The sequence below is a fragment of the Bremerella sp. JC817 genome (genome assembly GCF_040718835.1).
In the GTDB taxonomy this organism is placed as follows: Bacteria; Planctomycetota; Planctomycetia; order Pirellulales; family Pirellulaceae; genus Bremerella.
The window spans coordinates 665,893-692,028 of record NZ_JBFEFG010000274.1; the positions used below are offsets into that span (position 1 = coordinate 665,893).

Below are 26,136 nucleotides of genomic sequence, written 5' to 3' on the forward strand. Positions count from 1 at the left end.
CTTCTTATCGATAAGGCTGATAGGCCGCGACCGCCAACTCGTCGCAGCGTTCGTTTTCGGGATGTCCGCTATGCCCTGGCACACGCGTATATTTGACACGATGCAGTTGCAGTTGTTCGTCAAGCTGCTTCCACAAGTCGTCGTTTTTGATCGGCTTCCACGACTTGCCTTCCTTGCGACGCCAATTGTTCTTCTTCCAATTGGGCATCCACTCGGAAATCCCTTTGCCAACGTACACGCTGTCGGTAAAGAGCTCGATATTGCAGGGACGGCTGAGGGTTTTCAGCCCTTCAATCACCGCCATCAACTCCATACGGTTGTTGGTCGCTTCTCGCTCGCCGCCTGACTTCTCCATCTCTTTGCCCGTTTTGGGGTGCTTCAAGATGAATGCCCACCCGCCAGGGCCAGGGTTTCCGCTACACGCTCCGTCGGTGTAAAGGAGAACTTCAGGTTCAAATGGGGAAGCCGCCATGCTCTGCTCCGTTGGGTCGGGGTTCAAACGACCAATTATGCCGCTTTGCTGCACAAGGAAAAAGGCTATGGACGGGCGGAAATTGCGATCCGCGGGATCCGTCGCCAAACTTTTCCCACGCGAAAGAAGAAACGTCCAGCCAGCGGCGTTATTTCGACGAAGAATCCATCGTTTCAGGCGTCTCGACCGTGCGAGAACCGTGGATCTTCACGAAATCTCCTTGCTTGCTCTTGGTGATTTCGTCGATCCGGGCGGTGAACGAGTTTTCGATGACATCGGGGCGATCTTCGATTTCCCACGGGATGTCCACGTAGAACGTGCTCCCCTTCCCGAGCTCGCTTTCGACACGAACCGTTCCGCCGAGAAGCTGACACAGTTCGCGGACGATCGAAAGCCCCAGTCCGGTGCCAGAGTACTCGCGAGTCAGCGTATCTCCTTGGGGTGTCGTTCCCTGGCGGAACTTCTCGAAGATGATTTCGCGATCTTCTTCGGCGATCCCAACGCCCGTGTCCCCTACGCCGAGGCAAAGCCGCCCATCGATTCGTTGGGCCTTCACACCGATGCGTCCACCTTCGGGCGTGAACTTAATCGCGTTGGAGAGCAGGTTCGTCAAGATCTGCTGGAACTTCGATTGATCCTGCAACGCAGGCTTTTCATTCGGGTCGACCTGGCAGGTGAGATCGATATTCTTTTCTTCAGTCAACGAGCGAACCATGTCGCAGGCCCCGCTCACCACGGCCGATACCGAGAACCGCGACGGACGGACTTCCATCCGGCCACTCTCGATCTTCGCCAGGTCGAGAATATCGTTGATCATGTCGAGCAGCAGTCGGCCTGACTTCTGAATGTTTTCGACATAACGCTTCTGCTTGTCGTTCAAGCTGTCGATCCCGCGTAGCACGTCGGAGAAACCGAGAATACTGTTGAGCGGAGTTCGCAGTTCGTGGCTCATGCTGGCGAGGAAGTCGCTCTTCAGGCAGTTCATTTCGTACAACTGCATATTGGCCTGGGCCAACTGATCGACTTTGCCGTCGAGGTCTCGATTAACGTAGGTCAACTTGTTCTGGGCATCGATCAAGTGAGCCAGCATGCGATTGAACGACGTGGCCAGGTCTTCGAATTCGTCGCCCGTGTAGATCTCGGCACGCACGTCGAGATGTCCCTGGCTGACCTCGTCGCTCACATCACGCAAGTGTGTCAGCGGCTTCACGATGATGTATCGCACGATCAAGTACAACGCGATCATCGACAGCGCGACCGTGATGATGGCCGTGGCCAACAGGTAAGCCCGGTTCTTGGTCAGGGCGAACTGGGTGATCTCATCGTCTTTCACGATTTTGATCACGTTGAACGGCAGTTCGTTTTCGACCAGGGCACCAGTCGGAAAGGCAGGTGCCAGGTTCGTGTTGTGGCAAGCGATCGTACACGAACGCTTCCAGTAGATCGGCTGGTAATAGATATACTCTTGGTTCTCGGCATCGTAGAACGCCTCGGAGGCAGGCGAGTACGGAATCGAATCGTCGTCGTTTTCGTGACCGACCTGCATGAACTCGTCGGTTGTTTCCTGCGTGTCGAGATCTGGCGTCCGCAGGAACTTCTCGAGGATCTCTTTATCGCGGGTCTGCTGAATATCTTTCAGACGCCGCAAGATGTCGGCTTCTTCTTCGTTGGCCGGCAGATGGATACGTTCCGCAGGTCGACCGGTGGCCGCCAAAGCGCGGTCGGCCGGATCAAGCGTCATGACCTGCCAGCGATACTTGACGTACTCGAGATCGAGCCCCGTATCTTGCACCAGCTTTTCCCAGCCATCCAGATTCTTTTGGGCCTGGGCGTCGTGCTTCCAGTGGATCTTCATCAACACGGCGTCGACCAGATGTCGGCCGGTGCTCAAGTTGTTGTTGTGCACCAACTGCTCGGTCGACTGCCCATACCACCAGAAACTACCGGTAATCAGCAGCAAAAGGCACGTTCCGTACAGAAAGCGGCATTTTCGCTCGAGATTGGTCTCGCCGAGAACACGCTTGATGGAACGATACGACATACGGATTAGCTTACATGAAGGGAGTCAGTTACCCCTGAATTCTAGCGCTTTCGCCCATCTGAAACTACCCAGATTTCCCAGGCAAGCTCACATCATGTCGATCGGGTCGACATCGGCGATCCACACGACATCTTCCGGCACGGCAATTTTCTCGCGACATCGCACGACCGCGTCACGCATCAACTGCCGATCAAAGCTGTGTAGCAGCAAGTGATAGCGGTAATTTCCCCGCAGTTTCTCGATCGGAGCCGGGGCAGGCCCTTGCTGCGAGATCTCGCCCCGATTCTCTTCGGCGAAGCGTGCCATCTCTTCCGATACCCGTTGCATGAACAGTTCGACCGAAGGCTGGGTCGGCCCACGAGCAATAATGCGGACCATGTGCGCGAAAGGCGTCATCTGAAAATCGCGACGGAATGGCAGTTCGCGTTCGGCAAACAGAGCGTAATCGTGCCTTGTGGCGGCTTCGATCGCCGGGTGATCGGGGCTGAGCGTTTGCACCAACACTTCCCCCCCCAGATCGCCACGCCCTGTCCGCCCGGCAACCTGGGTAATCAATTGAAAGGTCCGCTCCCCAGCTCGTACGTCCGGGAAGTGAAGTGCCGTGTCCGCATTGATCACACCGACCAGTGTCACGTTAGGAAAGTCGAGTCCCTTGGCGATCATCTGCGTACCGACCAGGATCTTCACCTCGCGATTGCGAAACCGCTCTAATGCCGCTTCGTGTGAACCGGGCTTCTTCATCGTGTCCGAGTCCATACGGATGATCGGAAACGAGCTGAACTTCGACTTCACCTCTTGTTCCAGCTTTTGCGTCCCGATCCCTGAGAAACGTATCCCAGAGTAACGACACGTTGGTACCGGGCAGACGCGCGGGGCGGTGCTGCGGTAGTCGCAGTAATGGCAAACGGTGCTGCCGTCGGTGATGTGATGCGTCAGCGGGATCTCGCAGTGAGGGCATTCGACCAGATGCCCGCACGCAGGACATTGAATGTGCGTACTATGCCCGCGACGATTGAGCAGCAAGATAATCTGCCCGTCCTGTTCGAGCGTTCGCTTCATCGAATGATAAAGCTGCCGGCTGATTGCTCCGCGAAAGCTGGTCGTTTTGTCGTACCGCATGTCGACCGTTCGCACGGCCGGCAAAGGGCGGTTGCCGATGCGATTTGGCATCGCGATCAGTTCGTACTCCCCTTTTTGCGCACGATAGAAGGTTTCAAGCGAAGGAGTCGCGGTCCCCAGAATCAGAGGCACTTTTTCATATTCGGCTCGCTTGGCGGCGACTTCGCGGGCATGGTAACGCGGAACGGAATCTTGCTTGAAGGACGTGTCGTGCTCTTCATCCAGAATGATCATGCCCAACTGCGGCGTAGGGGCGAAGACTGCGCTGCGAGCACCCACGACCACATTGACGATCCCTGAAGCAATACGCTTCCACTGCCAATGCCGCTCGACGTCGCTCATGTGGCTATGCAACACGGCGATCCGATCGAATCGCGAGGCGAAGCGTTGTTTGGTTTGCGGCGTGAGGCTGATCTCGGGCACCAGGACAATTGCCTGCTTGCCTTGATCAATCACATGCTGAATCGCCTGGATATAGACTTCGGTCTTTCCGCTGCCGGTTACGCCATGCAGCAAGATCGGCTTCGGTTGGGGCGATTTGACCTGGTTCAAAATGGTTTGCAGTGCCGAGGCCTGCGTCTCGCTGAGCGTCTTGGCCGGCTCGCGTTCCATGTCGATTTCGTCGAAGTGGGCATGACTAACTCGACGAACTTCTGAATCAATCAGCCTCTTTTTTCGCAACCCGGTGATGGGGGCCTGGGTGCAGCCACACTTCTCGGCCAGATCGCCAGGCGTCATTGGTTTGCTGGCGGCGGCCAAGGTTGCCAGAACCTTGTGCTGCTTCTCCGGCAGTTTGATGGTCGACAGCCGCATGACCACTTCGGATGGAACGCTCAGCAGCGTGACTTCGCGGGTACCAGCATTCCCACGCACGGCAGCCGGAATGACGGCATCGAGCACCTGGCCCCAGCTGGCGAGATAATAGTCCGCCATCCACTGCGTCATCTGCATCATGTGCGAAGACAACAGCGTCTGCTGATCCAAGGTTCCCAGAACGTATTTCAGCTTCCGCGTGCCGTATTCCTTCCGTTCAACCGCAACGCAGTACGCCATCACACGACGATTAGAACGCCCCAGCGGGACGTAAACCCTTCGCCCAGGCAAGACTTCGCCAACTAGCTCGTCGGGAACCAGATAGTCGAAGGTCTTCTCAGGTCCCGTAGACATCACGATCGACGCCACTAACCCAGTCTGGGCATCGTCCTGTTCCCAGGGAGAGGAATCGTCGCCGAAAAGTCCTTTTTGATTCTTCACCGAGATCTGAGATGCTAGGGTTTAGTTGGGTCGTTCTGGAAATGACTGCCTGGGACCGATACGATAGCAGTTTGAGGGCAAGCTTCCCACCCACAGCGACTTCGACCTTATCTCGAGGGGGTGTACCATGCGTCTGGGAATCTATGGGGGATCATTCTCCCCAATTCACAACGGTCACTTGCTTTTGGCAGAATCGTGTCGGGAACAGTGCGGACTGAACGAAGTCTGGTTCCTGCCGGCTGCCGCGAACCCCTTGAAGCAGGATGTCGAGCTGGCATCCGATGCGCATCGTACGGCCATGGTAGAACTGGCAATCGCCGGCAACCATGCCTTCAAAGTCAGTCCGATCGAACTGGAACGGGGCGGTCTTAGCTATACCGTCGATACGCTGCGAGAAGTCCGACAGATCGTTCCACATGCCGAGCTATTTCTGCTGATCGGCGGCGATTCGTTCGCGTCGCTCTTTCATTGGCACAAGATCGAAGAGATTTGCGAGCTGGCAACTATCTGCACCGTCGGTCGCCCAGGCTTCGACCTGAACGACTGGGGGCGTCTGCCGGAAGTTCTCAACGATGATCAAATGACGCAGATCAAGCAGCACTTTGTCGAGATGCCGCTGATCGATCTTTCCAGCACCGAGATCCGTCGTCGCGTCACCGAAGGACGTTCGATCCGTTACATGGTGCCACGCAGCGTCGAGAAATACATCGAAACGCAACATGTTTTCCGCAATCAGCCGACGCATGTCTGAGCATTGGCTGGGGATGCCAGCACTGCTTAGGCAGCGCGACGGCGTCCAAGCACCTGGCCGAGTTGCGGCGTAAGAGGTGTTTGTTCGAGGGCGGGATCCGACTTCAAAGCATCGAGAACTTGCTCGAGCTGTTCCATCGACGAAAGGCTTAAATCGAGGAAGATCCAGCGTTTTCCGGCCATTTCGCAAACGCCGCCCCCTTGGCCATTGAGCCATTCGCGGCGGATCTGGTAGCCGAGGTCTTTCGCCGTAGCGATCGCCTGGTCGAGTAGATCGAGGGTGTGCATCCTTGCTAACTCCGATGATCTAGGCAATTTACATGAGCAGTCACAAAGACTGCGGATTATTCCGTCACGAATTGTAGCGGTCACCCGGGGATCGTCGATAGACATATTACGGGACGTGCTGCCCCCTGCATTCGAATTGTCAGCAAGGAAGCTGTCGATTCGCAGACTGCCAGCAGCTAGCTCGTCACCGGTCAATCGCGGAACTAATGCAAGCAGGCTCAAGGATGACCCACTCGCAAGCCCCCTCCGAAACTTCCATCATCGAGCGTCAGGCCAAAGAAATTGAAATCCTGAAGCGACGCTTGCTCGAAGCGCAGAAGCTGACGGCCCTGGGTGAACTGGTCAGCACTACCACGCACGAATTCAACAACGTGCTGATGTCGGTGATCAACTATGCCCGCATGGGGCTTCGTCATACCGACGACCAGACACGCAACAACTGTTTCGAAAAGATCGCTGCCGCCGGCGAACGCGCCGCCAAGATCACGACCGGTGTTCTCGCCCTGGCCAAGAATCGTGGCGACCGGATGGAGCCGACCGACATCGCCAAGATTGTCGACGACTCGATCGTGCTGCTGGAACGGGAACTGCGAAAGTATCGCATCGCCATCGACTTCCAGCGTGGCGAAGTCCCCCAGGCCCTGGCCAACGGCAACCAGGTGCAGCAGGTGCTTTTGAACCTGATGATCAATGCCCGCCAGGCGATGCCGCAAGGTGGTCAGTTGATTCTGAAACTATCGTTCGATCCTCAATCGAACATGGTCGATCTGTTGGTTCGCGACCATGGCTGTGGCATTCCAGCCGATCAACTGCCGCATATCTTCGATGCGTTCTTCACCACCAAGAGTGGACCTGATGAAACCGGCAAGGGGGGAACGGGCATCGGTCTTGCGGCATGCCGTGACATTGTCGAAGCCCACAAAGGGAAGATCCGCGTGCAAAGCACGGTGGGTGTGGGCACCGCGTTCACGATTCGAATTCCGGCGGCGACTGCGAACCAGGCTGCCCCGGCACCTGTCTCTCGCGGAGTGCCGATTGCCGGAAACGAAATGCTTCCCGCGTCGCCGGTGCGGCAATAGGCGAAACTTGGCGACTTCATGGCAAGTTCACGGAATACGGACTTGTCACAAACGAAATCGCGCACATAATAACGCGTATGAACAACAGCTGGCAGTTTTATTTTGGTTTCTTCTTTACCTACTTTCCGAGTAGGGCCGAGGATTCTGTGTAAAGCTGCAACAGCCACAAACGCGAGAACACCAAAGCCCTGAATCGGAAAACGGTTCAGGGCTTTTTTTGTTTCTCGACTCAACCTTAACGATCCCACACCTCACCAAAACCAATCCAGGGAAGAGAAAGCAATGATCATTGTCATGAAACGCGAAGCGACCGAATCTATGGTCCAGCATGCCGCCGAAAAGGTCGAGAAACTCGGCCTGAAAGCTCACGTTATTGTCGGCACCGAACGTACCGTGATCGCCGCCATCGGCGACAAACGAGAAGAGATGCGTGAATCGCTCGAGACCGTTGCTGGCGTCTCGAAGGTGGTTCCGATCCTGGCACCTTACAAGGTTGCCAGTCGCGAAGTCAAACCGGAACCAACGCTTGTCAAAGCAGGCAGCCTGGAAGTCGGCAACGGCATGTGTGGCGTTATCGCCGGCCCATGTAGCGTCGAAGACGAAGAGCAAATCGTTAAATCGGCCAAAGCGGTCAAAGCCGCCGGTGCCACGGCCCTGCGAGGTGGCGCTTTCAAGCCACGCACCAGCCCTTACTCGTTCCAAGGTCTGAAAGAAGATGGCCTCAAAATGCTGGCCACGGCCCGGGAAGAAACCGGCCTGGCCGTCGTCACGGAAGTGGTTGCTTCGGAAGACGTCGAGCTGGTCGCCAAGTACGCTGACGTCCTGCAGATTGGTGCTCGCAACATGCAGAACTACCGCCTGCTGGAAGCGGTCGGCCGCGTTGACCGTGCTGTGCTGCTGAAGCGTGGTCCTTCCGCTTCGATCGACGAGTTGCTGCTGGCCGCGGAGTACATTCTGAACGAAGGCAACAGCCGCGTGATGCTGTGCGAACGAGGTATCCGCACCTTCGAATCGCACACCCGCTTCACCCTGCCCCTGGCCACGGTGACCTACTTGCATCAGAAGACCCACCTGCCGGTTGTGATCGATCCAAGCCACGGTACCGGTCATGCCTCGCTGGTGCCAGACATGTGTGTTGCCGCCGTTGCCATCGGCGCTGATGGCATCATCGTCGAAGTCCATCCAGAACCAGACGAAGCAATGAGCGATGGCTACCAATCACTCGACCTACCAACCTTCGCCGCCACGATGCAGCGATGCCGTGCGGTGGCCAATGCGGTTGGACTGAAGTGTGGTGCGGACGTTTAATCGCATCCGCTGAGCATGGTTGAGGTGAGAGCTCAAAAAGAACGCCGCGTGATCCAGAAGATCACGCGGCGTTCGATGGCTCGCACTAGGAAGCGTTCGACTACGAAGACCGTTTCCGTTCCAACGCAAACTTCAATCGACGATGATCGTCGTTCGACAGCAGCGCGAACAACTTCTTCGAGATCGGATCGTACAGCAGTTCGCCATAGGTCGTTTTGCGAAGGTCGGTCAGCTCTCGCTTGGTATCGTTGATCATCGCGGCAGCCGACGACTTGCTCAGATTCAAATGACTGACGTCGTACGCTTCCAACCAAGGCATGATCGGCACGGTTTGTTCGGCGACTAACTGAACGGTTGTCGCGTTGATCGGCAAGGCTTCCAGCTTCCAGGCCTTGCAGAACTGATCGAGTGCTTGACCTGCGGTGACACCGGGGGCCGACAAGGTGACCGGCGTCGCAGGGCCAATCTTGTTGAGGGCCAGCGAATCCCAATCGCACAAGATCGTCAGACCCGTCTTCTTTTCGAGCTGGTCGACCACTTTAAACATCGGCGTTGGCACGACGATCTGGATTTTCACATCTTTTAGCAACGCAGGAGCTAGCTGCTGTTCGCGCGAGGTCAGACTGAATAGTTCCGGATTGTATTTGCTGCGAGGCATCAGCCCGCGAGCGACCCGCAACTTCTCGAGAAAGACCAACGCTTTGAACTGGGCGACTTCGGATTGGGTAACCATGATCGCGTCGGGGTCGATGCGATAAAGCCCTTCGCCGCGGGATTGCTTCCACGAAAGAGGCTCGACCAGGTGGGTCAGCATATAGGCGATGTCGGCCACTTGCTGCTGGTTTTCTACCAGGTCGTCCACCAGCAGACGCTGCGTGCGACGATGTCCGTCGAGCGGCTGCGTGATGCTGATCCGGGCACTCTTATCGGTGACGTGCGTTTCCAGACCGAATGGCCGAATCGCACTGTCCAGGATTCCTTGGACCGAAGTCTGCGTTTGATTGATCGTGATCGGCGTGGTCGCCTTGATATCGGCGGCGGCTAACGCCAACGGATCGATCGTGACCGGGACCGTGCTCATCTGGGTAACGAACGACGCGAAGTCGTTCAGCGGCATCCCCTGAAATTCGATTCTCACAATCGGATCGCCCAGACGCTGGGCAACATCAACAACTGGAATCGGTGGCACCAGTTCTGGTTGAACCGAAACGACCGGCTCAGGCGTTGTCGCGGCGGCCGGAGCGTTCGGCGCACTTCCGCCTGCGTTTTCAAAAGCGGAAGGATCGAGAATCGGGAACGATTCGCCGAAGACCTCGTACAGCGGGTCATCCTTCAGTTCGAGAATCGAAGGAGAACGAGCCGCGACAACCGGATTGCCGGCGTCCGTCGGTGGATCGGCTGGCTTGTCAGGCGTTGGCTCCGGTGGATTCGCGGCGTCTGGATTATCGAACAGAAACGGATTGTCGTCCGTCGGCATCATCGGATCGGCTGGCTTACCAATCGGGCCTGGCTTCGGCTGTTCGGTAGTTTCCGTCTCGGCCGGCGTTTCTTCTTCCGCGGGCATCTCGGCGACAGGCACTCCTTCCGGCGGCGTTTCCGGCAAGGCAGCTTCGACAGGTTCCTTGGCCTCTGGCTCTTCGGTGGTGACGGGTTCTTCTTCGACCGGTGGGTCGGCCTGGGAGACTTCGACCGGCTGGTTTTCGTTTGGATCGACCGGCGGAGGTGTGGCTTTGCCTGAAAAGACCGAATAACCAATCACCGCGAAGGTGGTCAGAGCCATCACCGACGTACCACCAATCAAAGCAACATTCCGCCACTTGCCCACCGAAGCGGTGTCGCTGAACCGATCGATTTCTGGCGTCGTTTCTGGAGGGGCAGCATCCGAGGCACCGGCAGCCACTGGGGCGACCTCGGGCTTGTGATCGAGCATCTCGTCGAGGTTGTCAAACATCGCCTCGGAATCCGAGACTTCGACATTCGCCGTTTCAGGCTCCGGTGGTTCGACCGGTGCTGGCGGCGCGACCGGAGGCGTTGCGGCGACCTTGGGCTTCTCTTCCGTCTGCTTCTTGGCCGGCTTGGCTGCTTCCGGCTTTCCACCAGCAGGCCCAGGCTCGGCGATCTCGATCATACTGCCACACTTGGGGCAGTTCACGATCTGACCGATCAACGAGCGGCTGGTCACCTTCAGGCGAGCGGCACAGGTCGGGCATTGAACACGGAATGGAGTCACGCAACTTCTCTGGGCAAAGACAAGACTATTTAATTTTGAATACTTCCGGCAGCGTGTATTTGTTCGTTTCGGCTGCCTTGCGGGTGGTGACAATCAACTTCTTTTCCGATTCGGGACCATCCACCGGATGCACCACGTAAATCAGCTTCTGGACCTCGGTCCCGGCCCCCGGCGAGGCTTCGGGGTTGGCTCGTACCAGAAGCTGGGCCAGGATCTCACCGACTGGCTTGTTGTCGTGATGGAAATCTTTGATCTCTTTATTGCGGGTGATGCCGTCTAACTGGAGGTCGCCACCTTTGATCTCGATTTCGAGGCCTGCTTCGTCACCGATGTCACGGATGGCGAATTCCAGCGAGTTCTGCGGGAACGAGATACTCATTTTGCTGGCCAGCTTCTCGGCGATTGTTTCGGGCTTCTTCTCGGCTGGCATCGCGCCACCAGCCGCCGGAGCACTTGCCCCAGCCATGTTGGCGGCCAGCATCAGTTCGGTGCCGGCAATCAAGTTCTGCCCTGCCGAAGCAGGCAACATGATATTCACCACCGCCTGATTGGCTTCAACGCCGGTTCGTGTGTGCTGATAGGCAAAGCGAACCATGTTCGGAAACTGCAAAGCAAGACGACGCCAGTAAGGTGTTGGATTCAAAGCAGGAATCGCATCTTCCAATCGACGCGAAACACCATTGATCTTTTCCTTCATCGAACTGGCCAGGCTCGGCGGATCGAGACTCAGCGAACCGATGCATCGCATTTCGACGTAGAGATTCTTCCCGAGATGGCCACTCACCAGCACGCCACGCAGGCCTTCCCCCAGGAAGTCTTTCAGCGGCGCCGTCGCGACCGACAGTTCGCCACGCATTGCCTGAGCGGCATTCGTGTTGAGGAACTGTGGCTCGACCAACAAGTTAACGGTCTGCAGGTTGTCCGATTCGCGGCGAAGCTGTTCCAGTTCGCGGGTAAGCTGCGGAGCGGAAACGCCCGCCTGGGCAATGGCTTGCACGACCGCCTTGTTCCCTGCGACGAACTCCTGGCTTTCTTTGCCAGGCATCGGCATCACAGTCCAACCTTTGACGTCGTACATCGGAACCGCAGCCCCTGAAACGGGCGTCGGGTTCCCCCAAGCCGAAATCAGATCGGTGCTTCCTTTCATGCGAGCGACCAGGCACGGAGGTCCGTTGGCTGTGGATGCTCCCAGACCGATGGTCAGCGAATCAAGTTGCTCGAGTCGAACCCCAAGGCTGCTTTCCAGTTGCTGGCGAATTTCGGTGAATTGCGGACCAAGGGCACGCAAGATTCGATCCCCTTCCGGACTGCCAGTCAATTCGCTCGGACGAACGACCAGGGCGAGTCGGGTATCTTTCGGCAGACCGGTCAAATCGATCGGTTCGCCTGAAGTAGGCGAGGCCCACAACGTTTGCCCATCGTCGGCGACCAACTGCGGACCGGTCGGCGCGACAGGCTCGGGATTGGTGTCGACCGGCGTGTCAGGCGTTTGCGGATCTTCTTCGACCGGCGTTTCCACAACCGGTGTGTTGTCGGCGATTTCTTCGGACGGGAACAAGATTCCCATGCCGTAGTAGCCACCAACGATCGCCGCGATCGCCATTACGCCCAAGACCACCAGGCTGGTAATCTTGCGCTGGAACTTTCGTTTGCGGATACGTTCTGCCAATGCCGATGCCCGGCCTGGGGTCGCTTCACCTACGGGCTGAGCCGCTGGGACGGCAGTGGCAACCATCGGCTGAGCCACCATGCCAGGGGCAACGGGCTGTGCCATCGGAGGCTGCGGCATGCCACCGCCTGGGAAAGGTGCGGCGGCTGGCGGTGCTGGCTGCGGAACCGGAGTCGCCGCAGGAGGTGCTGCTCCGGGGAATGGCATCGCGGCCGGTGGAGCGGCGGCGGCTGGCGGAGCAGCGACAGGTTCTGCTGACTGCGCGGCGAGCTGCTGCAAATAGGTTCCCAGCGTCGGCGGTGTTTCGCCAATGGCAGGAGCCAACTGCGAAGCTTCGATAAACGGACGCAGTGCTTCGGCAACGTCCTGGGCGTTCTGGTATCGGCCGCCAGGGTTTTTGGCCAACAGATACTGGACGACCTGCATCAGTTCGGCGGGGATATACGGAGGTGTCGGCACGTTGGCCGTGAGATGCTGCTGCAAACGTTCGGCGACCGAGCCAGCGACCATCGGCTTGCCGGTCAGCAGATCGAACAAGATCGAGCCGAGGGCATAGATGTCGGTCAGCTTGGCAGGTGCCGCGCCAGTTTGTTGCAGTTCTGGTGCGGCCACGTTCGCCAACGCATCAAGGCGAGCCTTTTGTTCTTCATCGCTCCAGGCGATGGCCTCGACGGGGCGAACCGGCAGATGCAGCAGCTTCAAGTTGCCCGTCGGCTCGAGCCAAAGCTGATCCATCGTCAGATCGCCCAGGACCATCCCCTGGCTATGGATCTGCGTGGCGCCGAGGGCTGCCTGACGGGTAAGCCGGGCACAGTCGGGGGCAGGAATCGGAACACCGTCCCCCGGTCGGCTTTCAGCCAATGGGTTGCCGTCGAGCTGCTCGGTCACCAGGTAACTGCGTTTGGGCCCTTGGCGCAAGTGAAAGCAGCGAATCAGATGCGGATGCGGCACCGACGAGCGAAGTCGACACATCTGCTGCACAATCGGAAATCGAACCGGATCGGCTTGGATCTCAGGGGCGATCGGATGCATCCAGACGGGATGGCCGCTGGAAAGGTGCTTGGCGACGAAGGTTCCCTGCAGGACGCCGGAATCGATCCGATCGACGATCTGGTATTCGCCAATCGTGAGCGCCTTGGCCCGACCAGCGAGCAAAACGCGCGCCTGATAGGCGGTCAGATGGCCACATTTGACCAGCCAGGTCGCTAAAACCCGAGCATCGCCATTGTTGGCGGTCTGCTGATACTGATCGTGCAGCGGTTTACAGGCCTCTTTCGTCATCAGGCCTGATTCGAGGATCAGCTTCCAGAAATCGTTCGTCTTGGTTACTTGCATGCTTATCTATGTTGAGCGGTGGCGATTTCCGCTTGGAACACGGAAAACGAAAGACCGAAGGCTTCCCGTTGCAGGGCGTAAAGCTTGTTTTATCAACGTATTAGTGTACCGCGCAGGTTCCATCGAGAGCAAAAGATCCGTCATGTTTTGACGATCGTTACTGCCGGGATGGGGGTGCTTCGGCAAAACCGGAACGATCCGTACCTGCTTCGTAGCGAGCCCCCTCCCCGAGACGAGGGAGCCGCAACGGTCGTTTGGGAAGCGTCTGCCCGAGATTAGGCAGTCAGGGCTGGAACTGTTTGTTTGATAACTTCAATCGCACCATTGACTTGCGCCATCGAGACGTCCAAATGGGTCACCATCCGGATCTTTTGCGGGGCGACAGCCAGCGTGCGAACGCCTCTTTCTTCGAGCGCTTTCTGCAGCTGGGCGGCGGTGCCAAGTTGCTTGTCGATGGCGAAGATCACGATGTTCGTTTCGACCGGATCGACATCCAGCGTCAGACCTTCGGTTTGCCGGATTGCCTCGGCCAGTTTGGCGGCCATCTGGTGATCTTCCGCCAGCCGGCTGACATTGTTCTGCAAGGCATAAAACGCTCCGGCGGCGATGATGCCCGACTGTCGCATGCCGCCACCAAACAGTTTCCGGGCACGCTTGGCCTGCTGGATGAACTCGGCAGAACCGGCCAAAGCACTACCCACGGGAGCCCCCAGTCCCTTGCTGAAACAAACGCTGACAGTATCGAACAACTGGCTCCACTGGGCCACCGAGATATCGGTCGCGGCGGCAGCGTTGAAGAGTCGGGCTCCGTCGAGGTGCGTCTTCAAACCGTTCTCATGGGCCCAAGAGGTAATCTGCTGGACCGTATCAAAAGGCTGAACTTTCCCAGAGCCGCGATTGTGCGTGTTCTCTAGACAAACCAAACGTGTCCGTACCAGGTGATCGTTGATCGGGCGAATCGTCCCTTCAAACTGTTCCGGTGAAAGCACGCCATGGACGCCGGGCAACGTTCGAGCCACTACGCCACTTAGCTGGGCAAAGGCGGCTTGTTCGTAGTTGTAGACGTGGCAGTTTTCTTCACACAGAAATTCGTCGCCTGGCTGACAGTGGAGGCGAATGGCGATCTGGTTGGTCATGCTGCCTGAAGGCATGAAGATCGCGGCCTCTTTTCCCAACATATCGGCGGTGAGACGTTCCAGGCGTTCGGTGGTTGGATCGATATCGATCACGGCGTCGCCTACTTCGGCCTGGGCCATGAACTGACGCATGGCTGTGCTGGGCTGGGTGACCGTGTCGCTGCGAAGATCAATCGGGAAACTCATGAACCACCAAAGGGGAACGAGGATGGTTGATAAACAAAAAAGGCCTCCCATCATTTTGACGGGAGGCCTTCCAAGTGCCAAGCAGGCGGCAAAGATCGCTTGCCTGCTTTAGAAATTACCGGGGATTTCCTGTCCGTCGTTTCGCTGCAAGAGCCACTTCAGCACGTTGGCATCGACGTTCTCGGAAATGAATCGCACCGATCCATCCACAAACGCAGCCTGAAAACCACCTGGTTGCGACTTGCCAATGCCATTCCAAATGTGCAGCAAGTTGACTTCCAAGTCGCTGGGCTTCGTCCAGATAACCGCGGCTTCGTCGTTGGCTTCGACAGCAAAGATCGTGTTCGACATACCGTCCGAGAAGTCGGCGAACCTTGGCCCCGTCGCTCTGCCATTCGCGTCCAGCTTCGGCTCTTCAAAGGCCATGTCCTTACCCAGTGGCACCAGGTACGTCGTGTAGCCTTCAGGAGCGGTGCTATTGGGGTTCCGATAAACTTCCGGCATGAACTGAATGAGCTGCTTGTTGTGTTCGCTGTCCCAAGGCTCGTCCAATTTGAACTGTTCGTACAGGACGTTTTGTTCGAGGAACGGCAAGATCATCACTCGCCACGACAGCAACTTCTTGCCGTCCTTATCGAGGTTCGCCTCAGGCGGAAACGTTCGATAGGTATCGTGATAGTTGTGCATCGCCAGGATAATCTGCTTCAAATTATTCATCGATTGCATGCGACGTGCCGCGGATCGTGCTTGTTGCACGGCAGGCAAAAGAAGCGCCACGAGAATACCAACCACGGCGACGTTGGTGGCAGCCACGTTGTTGCCCTCTTGCTCGAACTTGAGGACCAGCGAGTTACCTTCCTTGACCGGCTTCAAGCCATTGAGCATTTCGTCGGCGATACGCGTCTGATACTTGCCCATCGCAACTTCGATTTCATCGTCGCTCTTCAGCATTTGATTGGCCTGGAGAACCATGGCCTGCTTGCCGAGATCCAGCGTGAACTGAACCATGTCTTCCAAACGACCGGTGGCCGTTTTATCGACGCCGTTCACCTTGAGCACGGCACCCATCTTCTCGGTGCAGTAACAACTGAGCGTGATCGATTCGGTATAGTTCGGAATCTGCTTGTACATCGCGAAGGGTGGCACCAGCGGTGCTTGAGCCAGCATGCCATTAAGTTGTTCGCGAACCGGTCCAACGTTGATCCCGACGAAACCATCGGCGTCGTTATTGTTGGCCTGCAGCATCTTGGCAGGTTCGGTCAGTTCAGCACCTGGGCCGGTTTCGACGGCGTTCTGCACCGCTCCGGCGGTTCCAAACAGGAAGGAGTGCTCGTCCAACAGATGCCCGGCCAGGTAGTCCATCTCGAAGCTATCCAGCAGAAACACACTGCCGTTGATCGCAGAGTAGAACTCTTTGATTTCCTCTTCTTCCGGCATGCCATCGGCCAGTTCTTCGATATTGGCGAGGAAGGTTTCCTGGCTCAAGGTTTCCGAAGTACGGACGATCGAGAACATGTCCGGGTAAGGATAGTCCGGAGTCGGCGGCGTAATGCAGAATGTGATTGAGGTGATCTTCATCGGATCGAAACCGAGATACTTCTTGCCGAAGGCCTCGACCACTTCGACCGGATAGGCCCGAGCAAAATCGCCTCCCAGAAAGCGGTTCGCTTTCACAAAGCCCACCCCAACCGAATTGGCCGGCACATAGGCCAAGCCCGGCAAGTCGTCGGCGGCTGGTGCTGGTGCGGCAGCCTCTTGGGCCATCAGCATTTGGGGAGGAAATGCCATCGTGGCAGAAAGAAAACCAATCAGAATCGCACTGAAAAGATGTCTCATGAAAAAGGGGCCTCCGCGGACTCCAGACGAGGGAAAAAACAGATGTGCTCCACAACTGCCAAGTTATAGACGGTACCGAGCCCCCCATCGACTATTTTATGGAAAGTTTATGTTCGCCTGGGTTCGATCTTTCCACCTCCCCTGCCTCTTCGGGGCAGGCGGGCCGGGATTGGTAAAGTAGAATTCGCAGCGTACCATGAGGGATTCCATCCCAACCTCGGAAGCGGTTATACGCGTGAACGATTCGTCAGCAATTCCATTTTTGGCCACCACTGCCTTCGGGATCGAAGCGGTCACCGCGCGCGAACTGCAACTGCTCGGCTATCAGACCGAGATCGTGGGCTCAGGCCGCGTCCGCTTTACCGGCGACTATCGCGATGCCATGCGGACCAATCTGCATCTGCGAACCGCCGATCGCATTCTGATTGAAGTCGCCCAGATCCCGGCCGGCGACTTCGATGCACTCTTTGAAGGGGTGAAGGCCCTGCCTTGGGAAACCTGGATCGATGGCATAGGAGCGTTCCCGGTGAAAGGGCGCAGCTACCAGTCGCAGCTCACTAGTGTTCCGGCGGTGCAGCGAGCCACCAAGCGTGCCATCGTTGAACGTCTGCAGTCGGTGCATGGCAACCTCCCGGAAACAGGCGCGAACTACACTATCGAAGTCGCGATTGCCAAAGACATCGCCACGCTGACCATCGATACCTCAGGTGCCGGCCTGGCCCGACGTGGTTACCTTGATCCCGATCGCCATTCGCCGATGAAGTCGACCTTGGCGGCGGCGCTCGTGCAACTGAGTTACTGGGACAAAGACCGCCCTCTGGTCGATCCGTTTTGTGGCAGTGGCATTCTGTTGATCGAAGCGGCGATGATCGCTCGCAAACTCGCGCCGGGTTTACTGCGAGACTTCGCACTGATCGAATGGCCTGCCGTCGATCAGGAACAATGGCTCGACCTGCAGGAAGAGGCCCGGGCAGAGGAACTGGAGTCGCTGCCAGAGTCGATCATCGGCTACGACGAAGATCCTTCCGCCTTGCGGCTGGCCCGTCGCCAGGCGATGTCAGCCGGTGTCCACAAAGACATTCACTTCCAAGAGCAAGCCTTCACGCAGATGACCAGCAAGCGAAAGTATGGCTGCGTCATCACCAGTCCGCCGTACGACGATCACTCCCGGTCGCGCCGCACGATGTGGGATTTCTACCGCAGTTTTCCCGACATTTTCCGCCAGTTGCCGACCTGGTCGCACTTCATCCTGACGGCTTTCCCCGAGTTCGAACGAGCGATGGGGCAAGAGGCGAATCGTCGTCGCAAGATGTACAACGGTCGCGTCGAGTGCCACTACTATCAATTTCATGGGCCACCGCCGCCGAAGGCTGACGCCCCCAACCAGGAAGTCGAAGAAGAAGTCGTCCCCAAGCCACGTCCCGTCATTCAACCAGCGTTTGGTGGGCTGGACGACAAGGCTCGCGAACAAGCGCAGTTGCTCAAAAGTCGTCTATCAAAACGAGCCCGGCATTTTCGTCGCTGGCCGAAGCGAGGCATCTATTGCTATCGGCTCTACGATCGCGACATCCCCGAGATTCCGCTGGTGATCGATCTGTATCACGATTACCTGCACATCACCGATTACGAACGACCGCACGACCGGACACCTGCCCAGTATGCCGACTGGCTCGATCACATGTGCGAGGCGGCTCGCGAGGTGCTTGAGATCCCGGAAGGGCAGATGTACGTGAAGCATCGTGCTCGGCAGATCGGAACGACGCAGCACGAAAAAGTGGCCGACGATTCGCACATCATCACCGTTGAAGAAGGTGGCTTGAAGTTCGAGGTCAACCTGTCGGACTACGTCGATACCGGCTTGTTCCTCGATCACCGTAACCTGCGCAGTCAGTTTCGGGACGAAGCTTCCGGCAAGCGAGTGCTGAACCTGTTCTGTTACACCGGGGCTTTCAGTGTTTATGCTGCCGCGGGTGGAGCGACCTCGACCACTAGCGTCGACCTGAATGCGAACTATCTGGACTGGGCAGGCCGCAATTTCCAGCTCAATCGGCTCTCGATTGCCAAGCATCACTTTGTGAATAGCGACGTGATGCAGTACCTGCGCAAACAAACCGCCGGAGCGAAGTTCGATCTAGCGATCGTCGACGTGCCGACGTTCTCGAACAGCAAAAAGACGGACGATGTCTTTGACGTCCAGCATGACCATGTCGAACTGATCTTACGAACGCTCGACCTGATGAGCCCTGGCGCGGTGCTCTATTTCTCGAACAATTTCCGCCGCTTCAAGCTGGACGAAGAAGCGCTCGTAGGCCTGTCGATTCGAGAGATCTCGAAGCACACCGTGCCTGAGGACTTTCGTAATCAGCGCATCCATCGCTGCTGGCGAATCGTGAAACCGGGCGGAGATAGCTAGGTGAATTTCGGTCATCTTGCCGTTTGACCGCAGTTTCACCCTAAAACGGGGGTGCTCCAGCAATTACAATCTGACTGGTGCCATTTATTAAGATTTGCTAATGTAATCTTTCCCCCCGCTTCCCTCACCGGAAGTTCCACCCCACCTCGATCTCTGCTGGACGCCCCCACCATGCCAACGCGCGGTACCCTATTTCTATTGCTATGGGCATTGCCTTGCCTGATCTTTACGGGCTGTGCTAAATCCAACCAAGCGGAATCGCTCGGAGCGACCGCGGAAGGAACGGTTCTTCTGAATGGCTCTCCAGTTGAAGGAGCCATGGTCACGTTTCGCTCGGCCGATCGCGGTCTGCCGAGTGCCTTTGGACGCACTGATGCCGATGGCAAATTCCATTTGGCCACATCGACCGGTAAGTCAGGTGTCGCCCCTGGCGAATACCGCGTGGTGATTACCAAGTTTGAAACTACGGCCGCCGAGATCCCTTCCGAAGACGATCCCAACTACGCCGGCGGAATGAACTCGCAATCCCAAGCGGTGAGCGTGCTTCCCAAGAAGTATGCCGACGCGACGTCTTCCCCATTCAAGGTCACGATTAGCGAAGGGGACAATACCTTCGATCTCGCCTTGGAAAACTAAGCGGAAGCCCATTTCGCTCGTTCAATATTTCTCACTCAACAGATTTCATCGTGGCGGTTCGATTCCCCTCGGTGCCTACCTTTCTGTTGCGAGTTCCTTCGATCATTGGATTCGATCCTTCCTGAAACCCACTTCCCTACAGGTCTCTCCCTCATGCTCAACCAACGTCTTCCTGCGCGCGGATTCACACTCGTCGAACTGCTTGTGGTGATCGCCATTATTGGCGTGTTGATCGCGTTGCTTCTGCCGGCCGTGCAACAAGCCCGTGAAGCGGCTCGTCGCATGGAGTGCTCGAACAACATGAAACAGCTTGGGCTGGCGCTGCACAATTATCACGACATCCACAAGACCTTCGTGCCACGTCGCCAAGGCACCAACTTACCTTCGGGCTCGGACATGAGCGGCACCGAGAACCAGCACAACTGGGGTCGGGCCAGCGGCTATATCGGTTTGCTGCCTTACCTGGAACAAGGTGCGATGTACGATCGCATCACTGCCGGCGATGGCACCGTGGCTCCTTACGGTCCGTGGGCCTGGCGTGCCTGGAGTGTTTGGGATACGCCTCCCTCGATGCTGAAGTGCCCTTCAGCAACGGCTCGTAACGAACAAGCCAACTCGACCAACTACATGTTCAGCGCCGGCGACCAAATCACCAACAACCGCAGCGGTGAATCGCTTCGCGGCGTGTTCGCTTCGGTGAAGGGAGTTGGCCTGCGTGACATCACCGACGGTTCGAGCAACACCATCGCCATGAGCGAGCGTCTGGTCACCAACTTCAATCTTGGTTCCGGCGGAACTTCGATTCCGGTCAAGCATGGTACCGCGACCGGCTTTTCGGGCCTGGCCACCAACCCGGCGCAGTGCGTTACTGCCGCAAGCGGCCAGTTCTACATCGATCCTTCCAGCATCAAGGGCCGCACCGGCTGGCGTTGGACCGACGGCCAGATCGAAAAGGTCGGCTTCACGACCGTCTTGCCGCCGAACGCCCCTTCGTGCATCGATGGCGCCGATACCAATGGCGACGGTGCCAACACCATCATGCCCCCCACCAGCAACCATCCAGGCGGCGTGATGGGTCTGTTTTGCGATGGCTCGGTGTCGTTTGTTTCGGAAACGATCGATACCGGCGACCTGACCGACCCGACGGTGAACTCGGGCCGCAGCCCTTATGGCGTCTGGGGTGCCATGGGATCGAAGTCGGGCGGCGAAGTCGTCTCCCGCTAATTTGGGCCTGACAGAACCGATATTGGAAACGAAGCAATACCCATCGCATGCCTGTGCGGTGGGTATTTTTATGCCGATCCCTTCGGTTTAGGCCTAATTTGCCTCGTCTGGCAACAATTCCGCGAACCTGGAAAGGGCAATTGGGCCTTTTCTGTAGGGGCCAGGCAGACCAAAATGTTAGGTTTGGTTCAGACCGAGGGAATCCAACAGTGATTTCCCCTTCGCCCCAACACCCGTGTGCCAACCTAAGGGTCGCAATGGATTTGAAGTCGCAAATCGCTTGGATCGATACCCGACACGATGACGTCGATACCCAACTGCAACAGGTCCGTGACAAGCTGAGCCCTAAAGGGGATGTCGTCAGCGAAGCGGGACGTCGTCGGACGATCGAAGTCTTTGGCGAACCGCTGAGTCCTCAGCAGGTCGTCCAGCGGATCTGCGCTGATGTCGAAAGCCGCGGCCTGGCAGCCGTGCTCGAGTACGGACAGAAGCTCGATGGTAAGCAGCTTTATGCCACCACCATTCGGGTTTCGGAAGAAGAACTGCGGCTGGCCCACGAAGCGGCAGATCCTGAGTTCCTGGCTACGATCCGCAGCATTCGCGAAAACATCCTTCGCTTCCAGTCGGCCATTCTGCACAAAGACGTCGAAGTGCCCATTGAACATGGCGGTCGACTACGACATCGCTATGCTCCGCTTAAGCGAGTGGGCATCTGTGTTCCTGGCGGTGCGGCTGCGTATCCTTCGACGGTCTTGATGACCGCGGTGCCAGCGATGGCGGCCGGTGTCGAAGAACTCGCCGTGATCGCTCCTCCGACTCCGTTCGGTTCGTACAATCTTGATCTGCTGGCGACCTGCGTCGAAATCGGCGTGAAGGAAGTTTACCGCGTCGGTGGTGCCCATGGCGTCGCCGCGTTGGCCTATGGCGTCGAAGGCATCCCGAAGGTTCAAAAGATTGTCGGTCCTGGCAATCTGTTTGTCGCCTTGGCCAAGAAGCATGTCTTCGGCGAGGTCGACATCGACTCGATCGCCGGCCCGAGCGAAGTGGTTGTTGTCGCGGACTCGACTGCCAAGCCAGAATATATTGCCGCCGACATGTTGGCTCAGGCCGAACATTCTCCTGGCAGCAGCGTCTTAATTAGCTGGGACGAACAACTGATCGACGCCGCGTTAACCGAACTGGAAAAGCAGGTCGCCGTTTTGGAACGCTGCGACCTGACGGTTCAAAGCCTGATCGACTTTGGTGCCGTGATCCTGACCAAGAACGAAGCCGAAGCTTGCCGCATCGCCACCGACCTGGCGCCAGAGCATTTGCACATCGCCACGCAAGACAGCGAAGCGACCGCCGAAAAGATTCTCACCGCCGGAGCGACCTTCCTGGGTAACTTCACCCCGGTCGCTTTGGGTGACTATGCCGCGGGGCCATCGCACGTGCTTCCGACAGGAGCAACAGCTCACTGGGCCAGCGGCCTATCGGCCAACGACTTCCTTCGCTCGCGCAGCGTAATCCACTTCACCGAAGATGGCCTGAAGGCGATCGCCCCACTGGTTACGACGTTGGCCGATAAAGAAGGCCTAACCGCGCACAAACGCAGTGTGACCATTCGCACCGAAACCGAATAAACATCGCAGGAACACCATGGGCTATTTTCGTCCTGAAATCGAAGCCATCGCCGGTTACAAGCCTGGGGAACAACCGCAAGGCGGCAAGTTCATCAAGCTGAACACCAACGAGAACCCTTACCCTGCGTCGCCGAAAGTTGCCGAAGCGATTCGTGCTCGACTCGACCAGGGACTTGAGAAGTATCCCGACCCAATCGGTACCGCGTTTCGCATTCGTGCGGCGGAAGTGCTGGGGGTCGAGCCTGACTGGATTTTGTGCGGCAACGGAAGCGACGACATCCTGACCATCCTGACACGAGGGTTCGTCGGCGATGGCCAGTGGCTCCGCTTGCCAACGCCAAGTTACATCCTCTACAAGACGCTCGCTGACATTCAGGGAGCCGACAGCGAAGAGATTCAGTTCAACGACGATTGGACGCTGCCGGAATCGTTTGGCACGGCCAGCAATCATTTGAAGCTGGCGTTTCTGCCGAACCCGAACAGTCCGAGCGGAACAGTCGTTCCTAAAGATCAACTGCGAGCGATCGCGGACTCGCTCCCCTGCCCTTTACTGATCGACGAAGCGTACGCCGATTTCGCCGACGACAACTGCATCGACCTGGTTCGTGAAAACGAAAAGATCATGGTCTCGCGAACGCTCAGCAAATCGTACGCGTTGGCCGGTCTGCGGTTTGGTTTTCTGGTGGCCCAGCCCCAGATGATCGAACAACTGATGAAGGTCAAAGACAGCTACAACTGCGATGCCCTCGCGCTCGCTGGTGCGATCGCTGCGATCGACGATCAGAAGTGGGTTGCCGAGAACAAAGCGAAGGTGGTGGCCACGCGTGCCCGGATGACCAGCCGGCTCCGTTCGCTTGGTTTCACGGTGCCTGATTCTCAGGCCAACTTCGTCTGGGCGACGCGACCAGGCGTCAAACTCAAACCGATTTATGAATTCCTCAAGGCGAACCATGTGCTGATCAGATACATGCAGTACCCCGGTATCACCGAAGGAATTCGCATCTCGGTCGGTACCGACGGCCAATCCGACGTATGCTTGGACTTGATCGAGCAATATCTCCAGCAGAATCCGTAACCTCCGCATAATTGCCTCCCATGACCCGCATTGCCAAAATCGAACGCGACACGACCGAAACCCAGATCAAGCTCGAGATGAATCTCGACGGCTCCGGCAACTTCTCGGGCTCGACCGGCGTTGGCTTCTTCGACCACATGCTGCAGTTGTTCACGCGGCACGGTTGTTTCGACTTGAAGGTCGAAGTGAACGGTGACCTGCACGTCGACCAGCATCACACGGTAGAAGACACCGGCATTTGCATCGGTCAGGCCATTCGCCATTCGATTGGCGATAAGAAGGGAATTCGGCGTTACGGTCACTTCACGCTGCCGATGGAAGAAACGCTGTGCAGCACGGTGTGGGACCTGAGCGGGCGATATTACCTGGTGTTCAACGCACAGTTCACAACCGCCAAGATTGGTGACTTCGATACCGAACTGGTGGAAGACTTTTGGCAAGCCTTGGCCGCCAATGCGTTGTGTAACTTCCACGTCAACATCCACTACGGCCGCAATAATCACCACATCTCCGAAGCGATCTTCAAGTGTGCGGCGCGCAGCTTGCGGATGGCAGTCGAACACGATCCACGTTCCCCTGGCGTGCCCAGCACCAAGGGAACGTTGAATTCGTAAGCCGACCAGGAAGGGTCACTCGGGGCGTTATTTGCCCCGAGCTTCTTTCATCATCTCCGATTCCCAGGCCGGCAGCGACTTCACTTCGTCCAAAGCCGTCTGGTTGACCTGCACGCCCCACTCGACAAAGTAAGGTCCCAGGTTGCGATTCGTTGCCCGCGACATCCTCACCAGGAAATCGCTGGCCCGATCAACGTCGGACTTCGGATGCTGATCCAACGGCAGTTCGCGGTACTCGCGGAAGACCTGCTTGTAAGGTTCCCAGCCGAGTTCGTGCGACAGAATCAGATAGAACGCCAGACGCTCGAACAACGCGCCGTTGACGGTCATCCAGTTGCGTTCTTCCAAAGGTCGTTCGAGATACTTGGCCGCGTTGGCAACCACCGATTCACGCGTCGAGCGTTCGTGCGGGTGCCCCAACACTTGCTCGAGGGCGTACGATGCAAACACGTTCACGGTCACCTCGCCGGTCCCCTGATACGTGAACACACGATGCTGATGCAAATGGCCCAGTTCATGGGCATGTCCCCAGCCCGGCTCGCCTCGAATGATCTCATTTGACCAGGAAATCGGTGCATTGATCGGGTAGCTGGCGAAGGCCGCTCCCCAGTTCACATGGGCATCGATCAAAAAGCGATGCGGAAACGGCTTCGTTTTTGGACGTCCCGACAACTCGCTCATCGCATCGATCAATTGATTCCACTTTTCCATCGCCAGGTCCGGCGTATCGAACCGACGGATCAAATGCGACGGCATCATGAAGATCACCTTGTCGCTACCGATCTCGGCATACGGAGCTGGATAGCTACGAATTTCGGTTCGCCATTGATGAATGTCGGTCTCGCCATGCACATAACGTGGCGCCTTCAGCACATTCGTGAAACGTACCGAGACCGGCTTCTTGGGCGGCGGATCGTAGTGATCGACCAGATCATAGATATCGCTGTCCTTCGACAGGAAGGTCTTCGCCTTGGGCGTTGGCAATTCGATGTAGACCAGCCCGCCAAACGAACACGCGGCGGCGGTCGTTCGTTTTTTCATATCGAAGACGCGATCGATTCGGGGGAAGCGATTCAGCTTCGAGTGACGCGGCGTATCGATGTAGGTACTGTTCGCCCCGATTCGCAGTTTCCAACCGGCATCGACATACTCTTCAGGAATCGTGACGTGGATCACTTCCCCCGGTGGTGCATACAGCCCCGTGCTTTGCCAGCGATAAGAGTTCCCATCGATCTCGACGACCTGCATCTCTGGCTTGGCATGCTTCGGAATCATGCCGGGGAACTTGTCGGACGAAGGATGCTTTTGAAGCTGATCCGGCGGCAAGACTTTGCCGGCCAGTTCTGCTTCGACAATCATTCGCAGGGCAATCAGGGTATGCTCGCGAACGCGGAACTGGTTTTCCTTTTCAGGACCAATTTCTACCGCAGGCACTTCCTTGAGCTTGCCCATCAACTCCTTCATCAAGCCATCAGAAGTGAAGCCAGATCGGGCCTCTTTCTCGACCGCTTTGCGCAGTGACGAGTACTCTTCCTCCGTCAGCTTCTCGCCTTGAATCGCCTTTTGCAGTTCTGCATCGGTAGCCGCATCGACCGATGCCGCCCCCATGCCTAGCCACAGACATGCGATCAACGCACGCCCCAAAAGTTGTCTCAGTTCCATCAGACTTTGGTTCCTGTCGAATAACACTTTGCCTCAAGCTATCCCGGGATATCATCGACTCCACAAAAAAAATCGGCAGGCAATGATGATTGCAGTATGAACCAATGACCGTGGGCTGACAAGCAAAACGCGCGAATCCCGTGGCGATGTGGCTCGTAGGGGCTCACCTTGTTGCTAGTTCGCCGCA

The 26,136-nt window shown here is 57.2% G+C and carries 18 protein-coding genes; 9 read left to right on the forward strand and 9 right to left on the reverse strand.

The features are described from left to right. Positions 1-4: 4 nt before the first annotated feature. The 3 genes from rnhA to priA form a co-directional block, all read right to left on the reverse strand. Complete coding sequence (gene rnhA / locus AB1L30_RS16940; RefSeq protein ID WP_345086780.1) at positions 5-472, reverse strand: ribonuclease HI; 468 nt, start codon at positions 470-472, stop codon at positions 5-7. Between the two features lie 148 nt (positions 473-620). Next, positions 621-2,513 carry a HAMP domain-containing sensor histidine kinase gene (locus tag AB1L30_RS16945; RefSeq protein WP_367014591.1) on the reverse strand — a complete coding sequence of 631 codons (1,893 nt, stop codon included), beginning with the start codon at positions 2,511-2,513 and terminating at the stop codon, positions 621-623. 87 nt (positions 2,514-2,600) lie between these two features. Beyond that, on the reverse strand, positions 2,601-4,799 hold the full coding sequence (gene priA / locus AB1L30_RS16950; RefSeq protein ID WP_367014592.1) for a primosomal protein N': 2,199 nt from the start codon (positions 4,797-4,799) through the stop codon (positions 2,601-2,603). A 214-nt stretch (positions 4,800-5,013) separates the two neighbouring features. On the opposite strand from priA, the gene nadD reads away from it, so the two are divergent. Continuing rightward, positions 5,014-5,637 (forward strand): nicotinate-nucleotide adenylyltransferase, encoded by a 624-nt coding sequence (nadD, locus tag AB1L30_RS16955; protein WP_367014593.1) that lies wholly within the window; start codon positions 5,014-5,016, stop codon positions 5,635-5,637. Between the two features lie 26 nt (positions 5,638-5,663). Here nadD and AB1L30_RS16960 read toward each other — a convergent pair whose 3' ends face one another. Next, on the reverse strand, positions 5,664-5,924 hold the full coding sequence (locus tag AB1L30_RS16960; RefSeq protein WP_345086789.1) for a hypothetical protein: 261 nt from the start codon (positions 5,922-5,924) through the stop codon (positions 5,664-5,666). A gap of 224 nt (positions 5,925-6,148) precedes the next feature. Here AB1L30_RS16960 and AB1L30_RS16965 point away from each other — a divergent pair, with 224 nt between their 5' ends. Both AB1L30_RS16965 and aroF read left to right on the forward strand, forming a co-directional pair. After that, a complete protein-coding gene (locus AB1L30_RS16965; RefSeq protein ID WP_345086791.1) occupies positions 6,149-7,003 on the forward strand; it encodes an ATP-binding protein in 855 nt (284 codons plus the stop codon). 282 nt (positions 7,004-7,285) lie between these two features. After that, complete coding sequence (gene aroF, locus AB1L30_RS16970) at positions 7,286-8,311, forward strand: 3-deoxy-7-phosphoheptulonate synthase (protein WP_367014594.1); 1,026 nt, start codon at positions 7,286-7,288, stop codon at positions 8,309-8,311. 100 nt (positions 8,312-8,411) lie between these two features. Here aroF and AB1L30_RS16975 read toward each other — a convergent pair whose 3' ends face one another. From AB1L30_RS16975 to AB1L30_RS16990, 4 genes are all read right to left on the reverse strand, one after another. Beyond that, on the reverse strand, positions 8,412-10,541 hold the full coding sequence (locus tag AB1L30_RS16975) for a hypothetical protein (RefSeq protein ID WP_367014595.1): 2,130 nt from the start codon (positions 10,539-10,541) through the stop codon (positions 8,412-8,414). 25 nt (positions 10,542-10,566) lie between these two features. After that, positions 10,567-13,545, reverse strand: a complete 2,979-nt coding sequence (locus AB1L30_RS16980) for a protein kinase (RefSeq protein WP_367014596.1) — start codon at positions 13,543-13,545, stop codon at positions 10,567-10,569. Between the two features lie 275 nt (positions 13,546-13,820). After that, the gene (locus AB1L30_RS16985) at positions 13,821-14,867 is read right to left on the reverse strand and encodes a GntG family PLP-dependent aldolase (protein WP_367014597.1); all 1,047 of its coding nucleotides are present in this window, start codon (positions 14,865-14,867) and stop codon (positions 13,821-13,823) included. A 108-nt stretch (positions 14,868-14,975) separates the two neighbouring features. Beyond that, complete coding sequence (locus AB1L30_RS16990) at positions 14,976-16,703, reverse strand: DUF1559 domain-containing protein (protein WP_367014598.1); 1,728 nt, start codon at positions 16,701-16,703, stop codon at positions 14,976-14,978. Positions 16,704-16,899: 196 nt separating this feature from the next. Between AB1L30_RS16990 and rlmKL the strand changes: the two genes are divergently transcribed. The 6 genes from rlmKL to hisB all read left to right on the forward strand — a co-directional run bounded on the left by rlmKL (position 16,900) and on the right by hisB (position 24,287). Beyond that, positions 16,900-19,116, forward strand: a complete 2,217-nt coding sequence (gene rlmKL / locus AB1L30_RS16995; protein ID WP_367014599.1) for a bifunctional 23S rRNA (guanine(2069)-N(7))-methyltransferase RlmK/23S rRNA (guanine(2445)-N(2))-methyltransferase RlmL — start codon at positions 16,900-16,902, stop codon at positions 19,114-19,116. Between the two features lie 171 nt (positions 19,117-19,287). Continuing rightward, complete coding sequence (locus tag AB1L30_RS17000; protein ID WP_367014600.1) at positions 19,288-19,752, forward strand: carboxypeptidase-like regulatory domain-containing protein; 465 nt, start codon at positions 19,288-19,290, stop codon at positions 19,750-19,752. 153 nt (positions 19,753-19,905) lie between these two features. Further along, positions 19,906-20,976 carry a DUF1559 domain-containing protein gene (locus AB1L30_RS17005; RefSeq protein WP_367014601.1) on the forward strand — a complete coding sequence of 357 codons (1,071 nt, stop codon included), beginning with the start codon at positions 19,906-19,908 and terminating at the stop codon, positions 20,974-20,976. Between the two features lie 257 nt (positions 20,977-21,233). Next, entirely contained in the window at positions 21,234-22,598 is a 1,365-nt protein-coding gene (hisD, locus tag AB1L30_RS17010; RefSeq protein ID WP_367014602.1) for a histidinol dehydrogenase, read from the forward strand. A 16-nt stretch (positions 22,599-22,614) separates the two neighbouring features. After that, the gene (hisC, locus tag AB1L30_RS17015) at positions 22,615-23,673 is read left to right on the forward strand and encodes a histidinol-phosphate transaminase (protein ID WP_367014603.1); all 1,059 of its coding nucleotides are present in this window, start codon (positions 22,615-22,617) and stop codon (positions 23,671-23,673) included. 20 nt (positions 23,674-23,693) lie between these two features. Further along, positions 23,694-24,287: an imidazoleglycerol-phosphate dehydratase HisB gene (gene hisB, locus AB1L30_RS17020; protein ID WP_367014604.1), complete on the forward strand. Its 594-nt coding sequence runs from the start codon at positions 23,694-23,696 to the stop codon at positions 24,285-24,287. A gap of 27 nt (positions 24,288-24,314) precedes the next feature. Here hisB and AB1L30_RS17025 read toward each other — a convergent pair whose 3' ends face one another. Beyond that, positions 24,315-25,949 carry a M60 family metallopeptidase gene (locus tag AB1L30_RS17025; protein WP_367014605.1) on the reverse strand — a complete coding sequence of 545 codons (1,635 nt, stop codon included), beginning with the start codon at positions 25,947-25,949 and terminating at the stop codon, positions 24,315-24,317. Positions 25,950-26,136 lie beyond the last annotated feature (187 nt).

Bases quoted from the DNA above. Each gene is read 5' to 3' on its own strand.
- rnhA (WP_345086780.1), bottom strand. From the start codon at position 472: ATGGCGGCTTCCCCATTTGAACCTGAAGTTCTCCTTTACACCGACGGA.
- AB1L30_RS16945 (WP_367014591.1), bottom strand. From the start codon at position 2,513: ATGTCGTATCGTTCCATCAAGCGTGTTCTCGGCGAGACCAATCTCGAG.
- priA (WP_367014592.1), bottom strand. From the start codon at position 4,799: ATGTCTACGGGACCTGAGAAGACCTTCGACTATCTGGTTCCCGACGAG.
- nadD (WP_367014593.1), top strand. From the start codon at position 5,014: ATGCGTCTGGGAATCTATGGGGGATCATTCTCCCCAATTCACAACGGT.
- AB1L30_RS16960 (WP_345086789.1), bottom strand. From the start codon at position 5,924: ATGCACACCCTCGATCTACTCGACCAGGCGATCGCTACGGCGAAAGAC.
- AB1L30_RS16965 (WP_345086791.1), top strand. From the start codon at position 6,149: ATGACCCACTCGCAAGCCCCCTCCGAAACTTCCATCATCGAGCGTCAG.
- aroF (WP_367014594.1), top strand. From the start codon at position 7,286: ATGATCATTGTCATGAAACGCGAAGCGACCGAATCTATGGTCCAGCAT.
- AB1L30_RS16980 (WP_367014596.1), bottom strand. From the start codon at position 13,545: ATGCAAGTAACCAAGACGAACGATTTCTGGAAGCTGATCCTCGAATCA.
- AB1L30_RS16985 (WP_367014597.1), bottom strand. From the start codon at position 14,867: ATGAGTTTCCCGATTGATCTTCGCAGCGACACGGTCACCCAGCCCAGC.
- AB1L30_RS16990 (WP_367014598.1), bottom strand. From the start codon at position 16,703: ATGAGACATCTTTTCAGTGCGATTCTGATTGGTTTTCTTTCTGCCACG.
- rlmKL (WP_367014599.1), top strand. From the start codon at position 16,900: ATGAGGGATTCCATCCCAACCTCGGAAGCGGTTATACGCGTGAACGAT.
- AB1L30_RS17000 (WP_367014600.1), top strand. From the start codon at position 19,288: ATGCCAACGCGCGGTACCCTATTTCTATTGCTATGGGCATTGCCTTGC.
- AB1L30_RS17005 (WP_367014601.1), top strand. From the start codon at position 19,906: ATGCTCAACCAACGTCTTCCTGCGCGCGGATTCACACTCGTCGAACTG.
- hisD (WP_367014602.1), top strand. From the start codon at position 21,234: ATGGATTTGAAGTCGCAAATCGCTTGGATCGATACCCGACACGATGAC.
- hisC (WP_367014603.1), top strand. From the start codon at position 22,615: ATGGGCTATTTTCGTCCTGAAATCGAAGCCATCGCCGGTTACAAGCCT.
- hisB (WP_367014604.1), top strand. From the start codon at position 23,694: ATGACCCGCATTGCCAAAATCGAACGCGACACGACCGAAACCCAGATC.
- AB1L30_RS17025 (WP_367014605.1), bottom strand. From the start codon at position 25,949: ATGGAACTGAGACAACTTTTGGGGCGTGCGTTGATCGCATGTCTGTGG.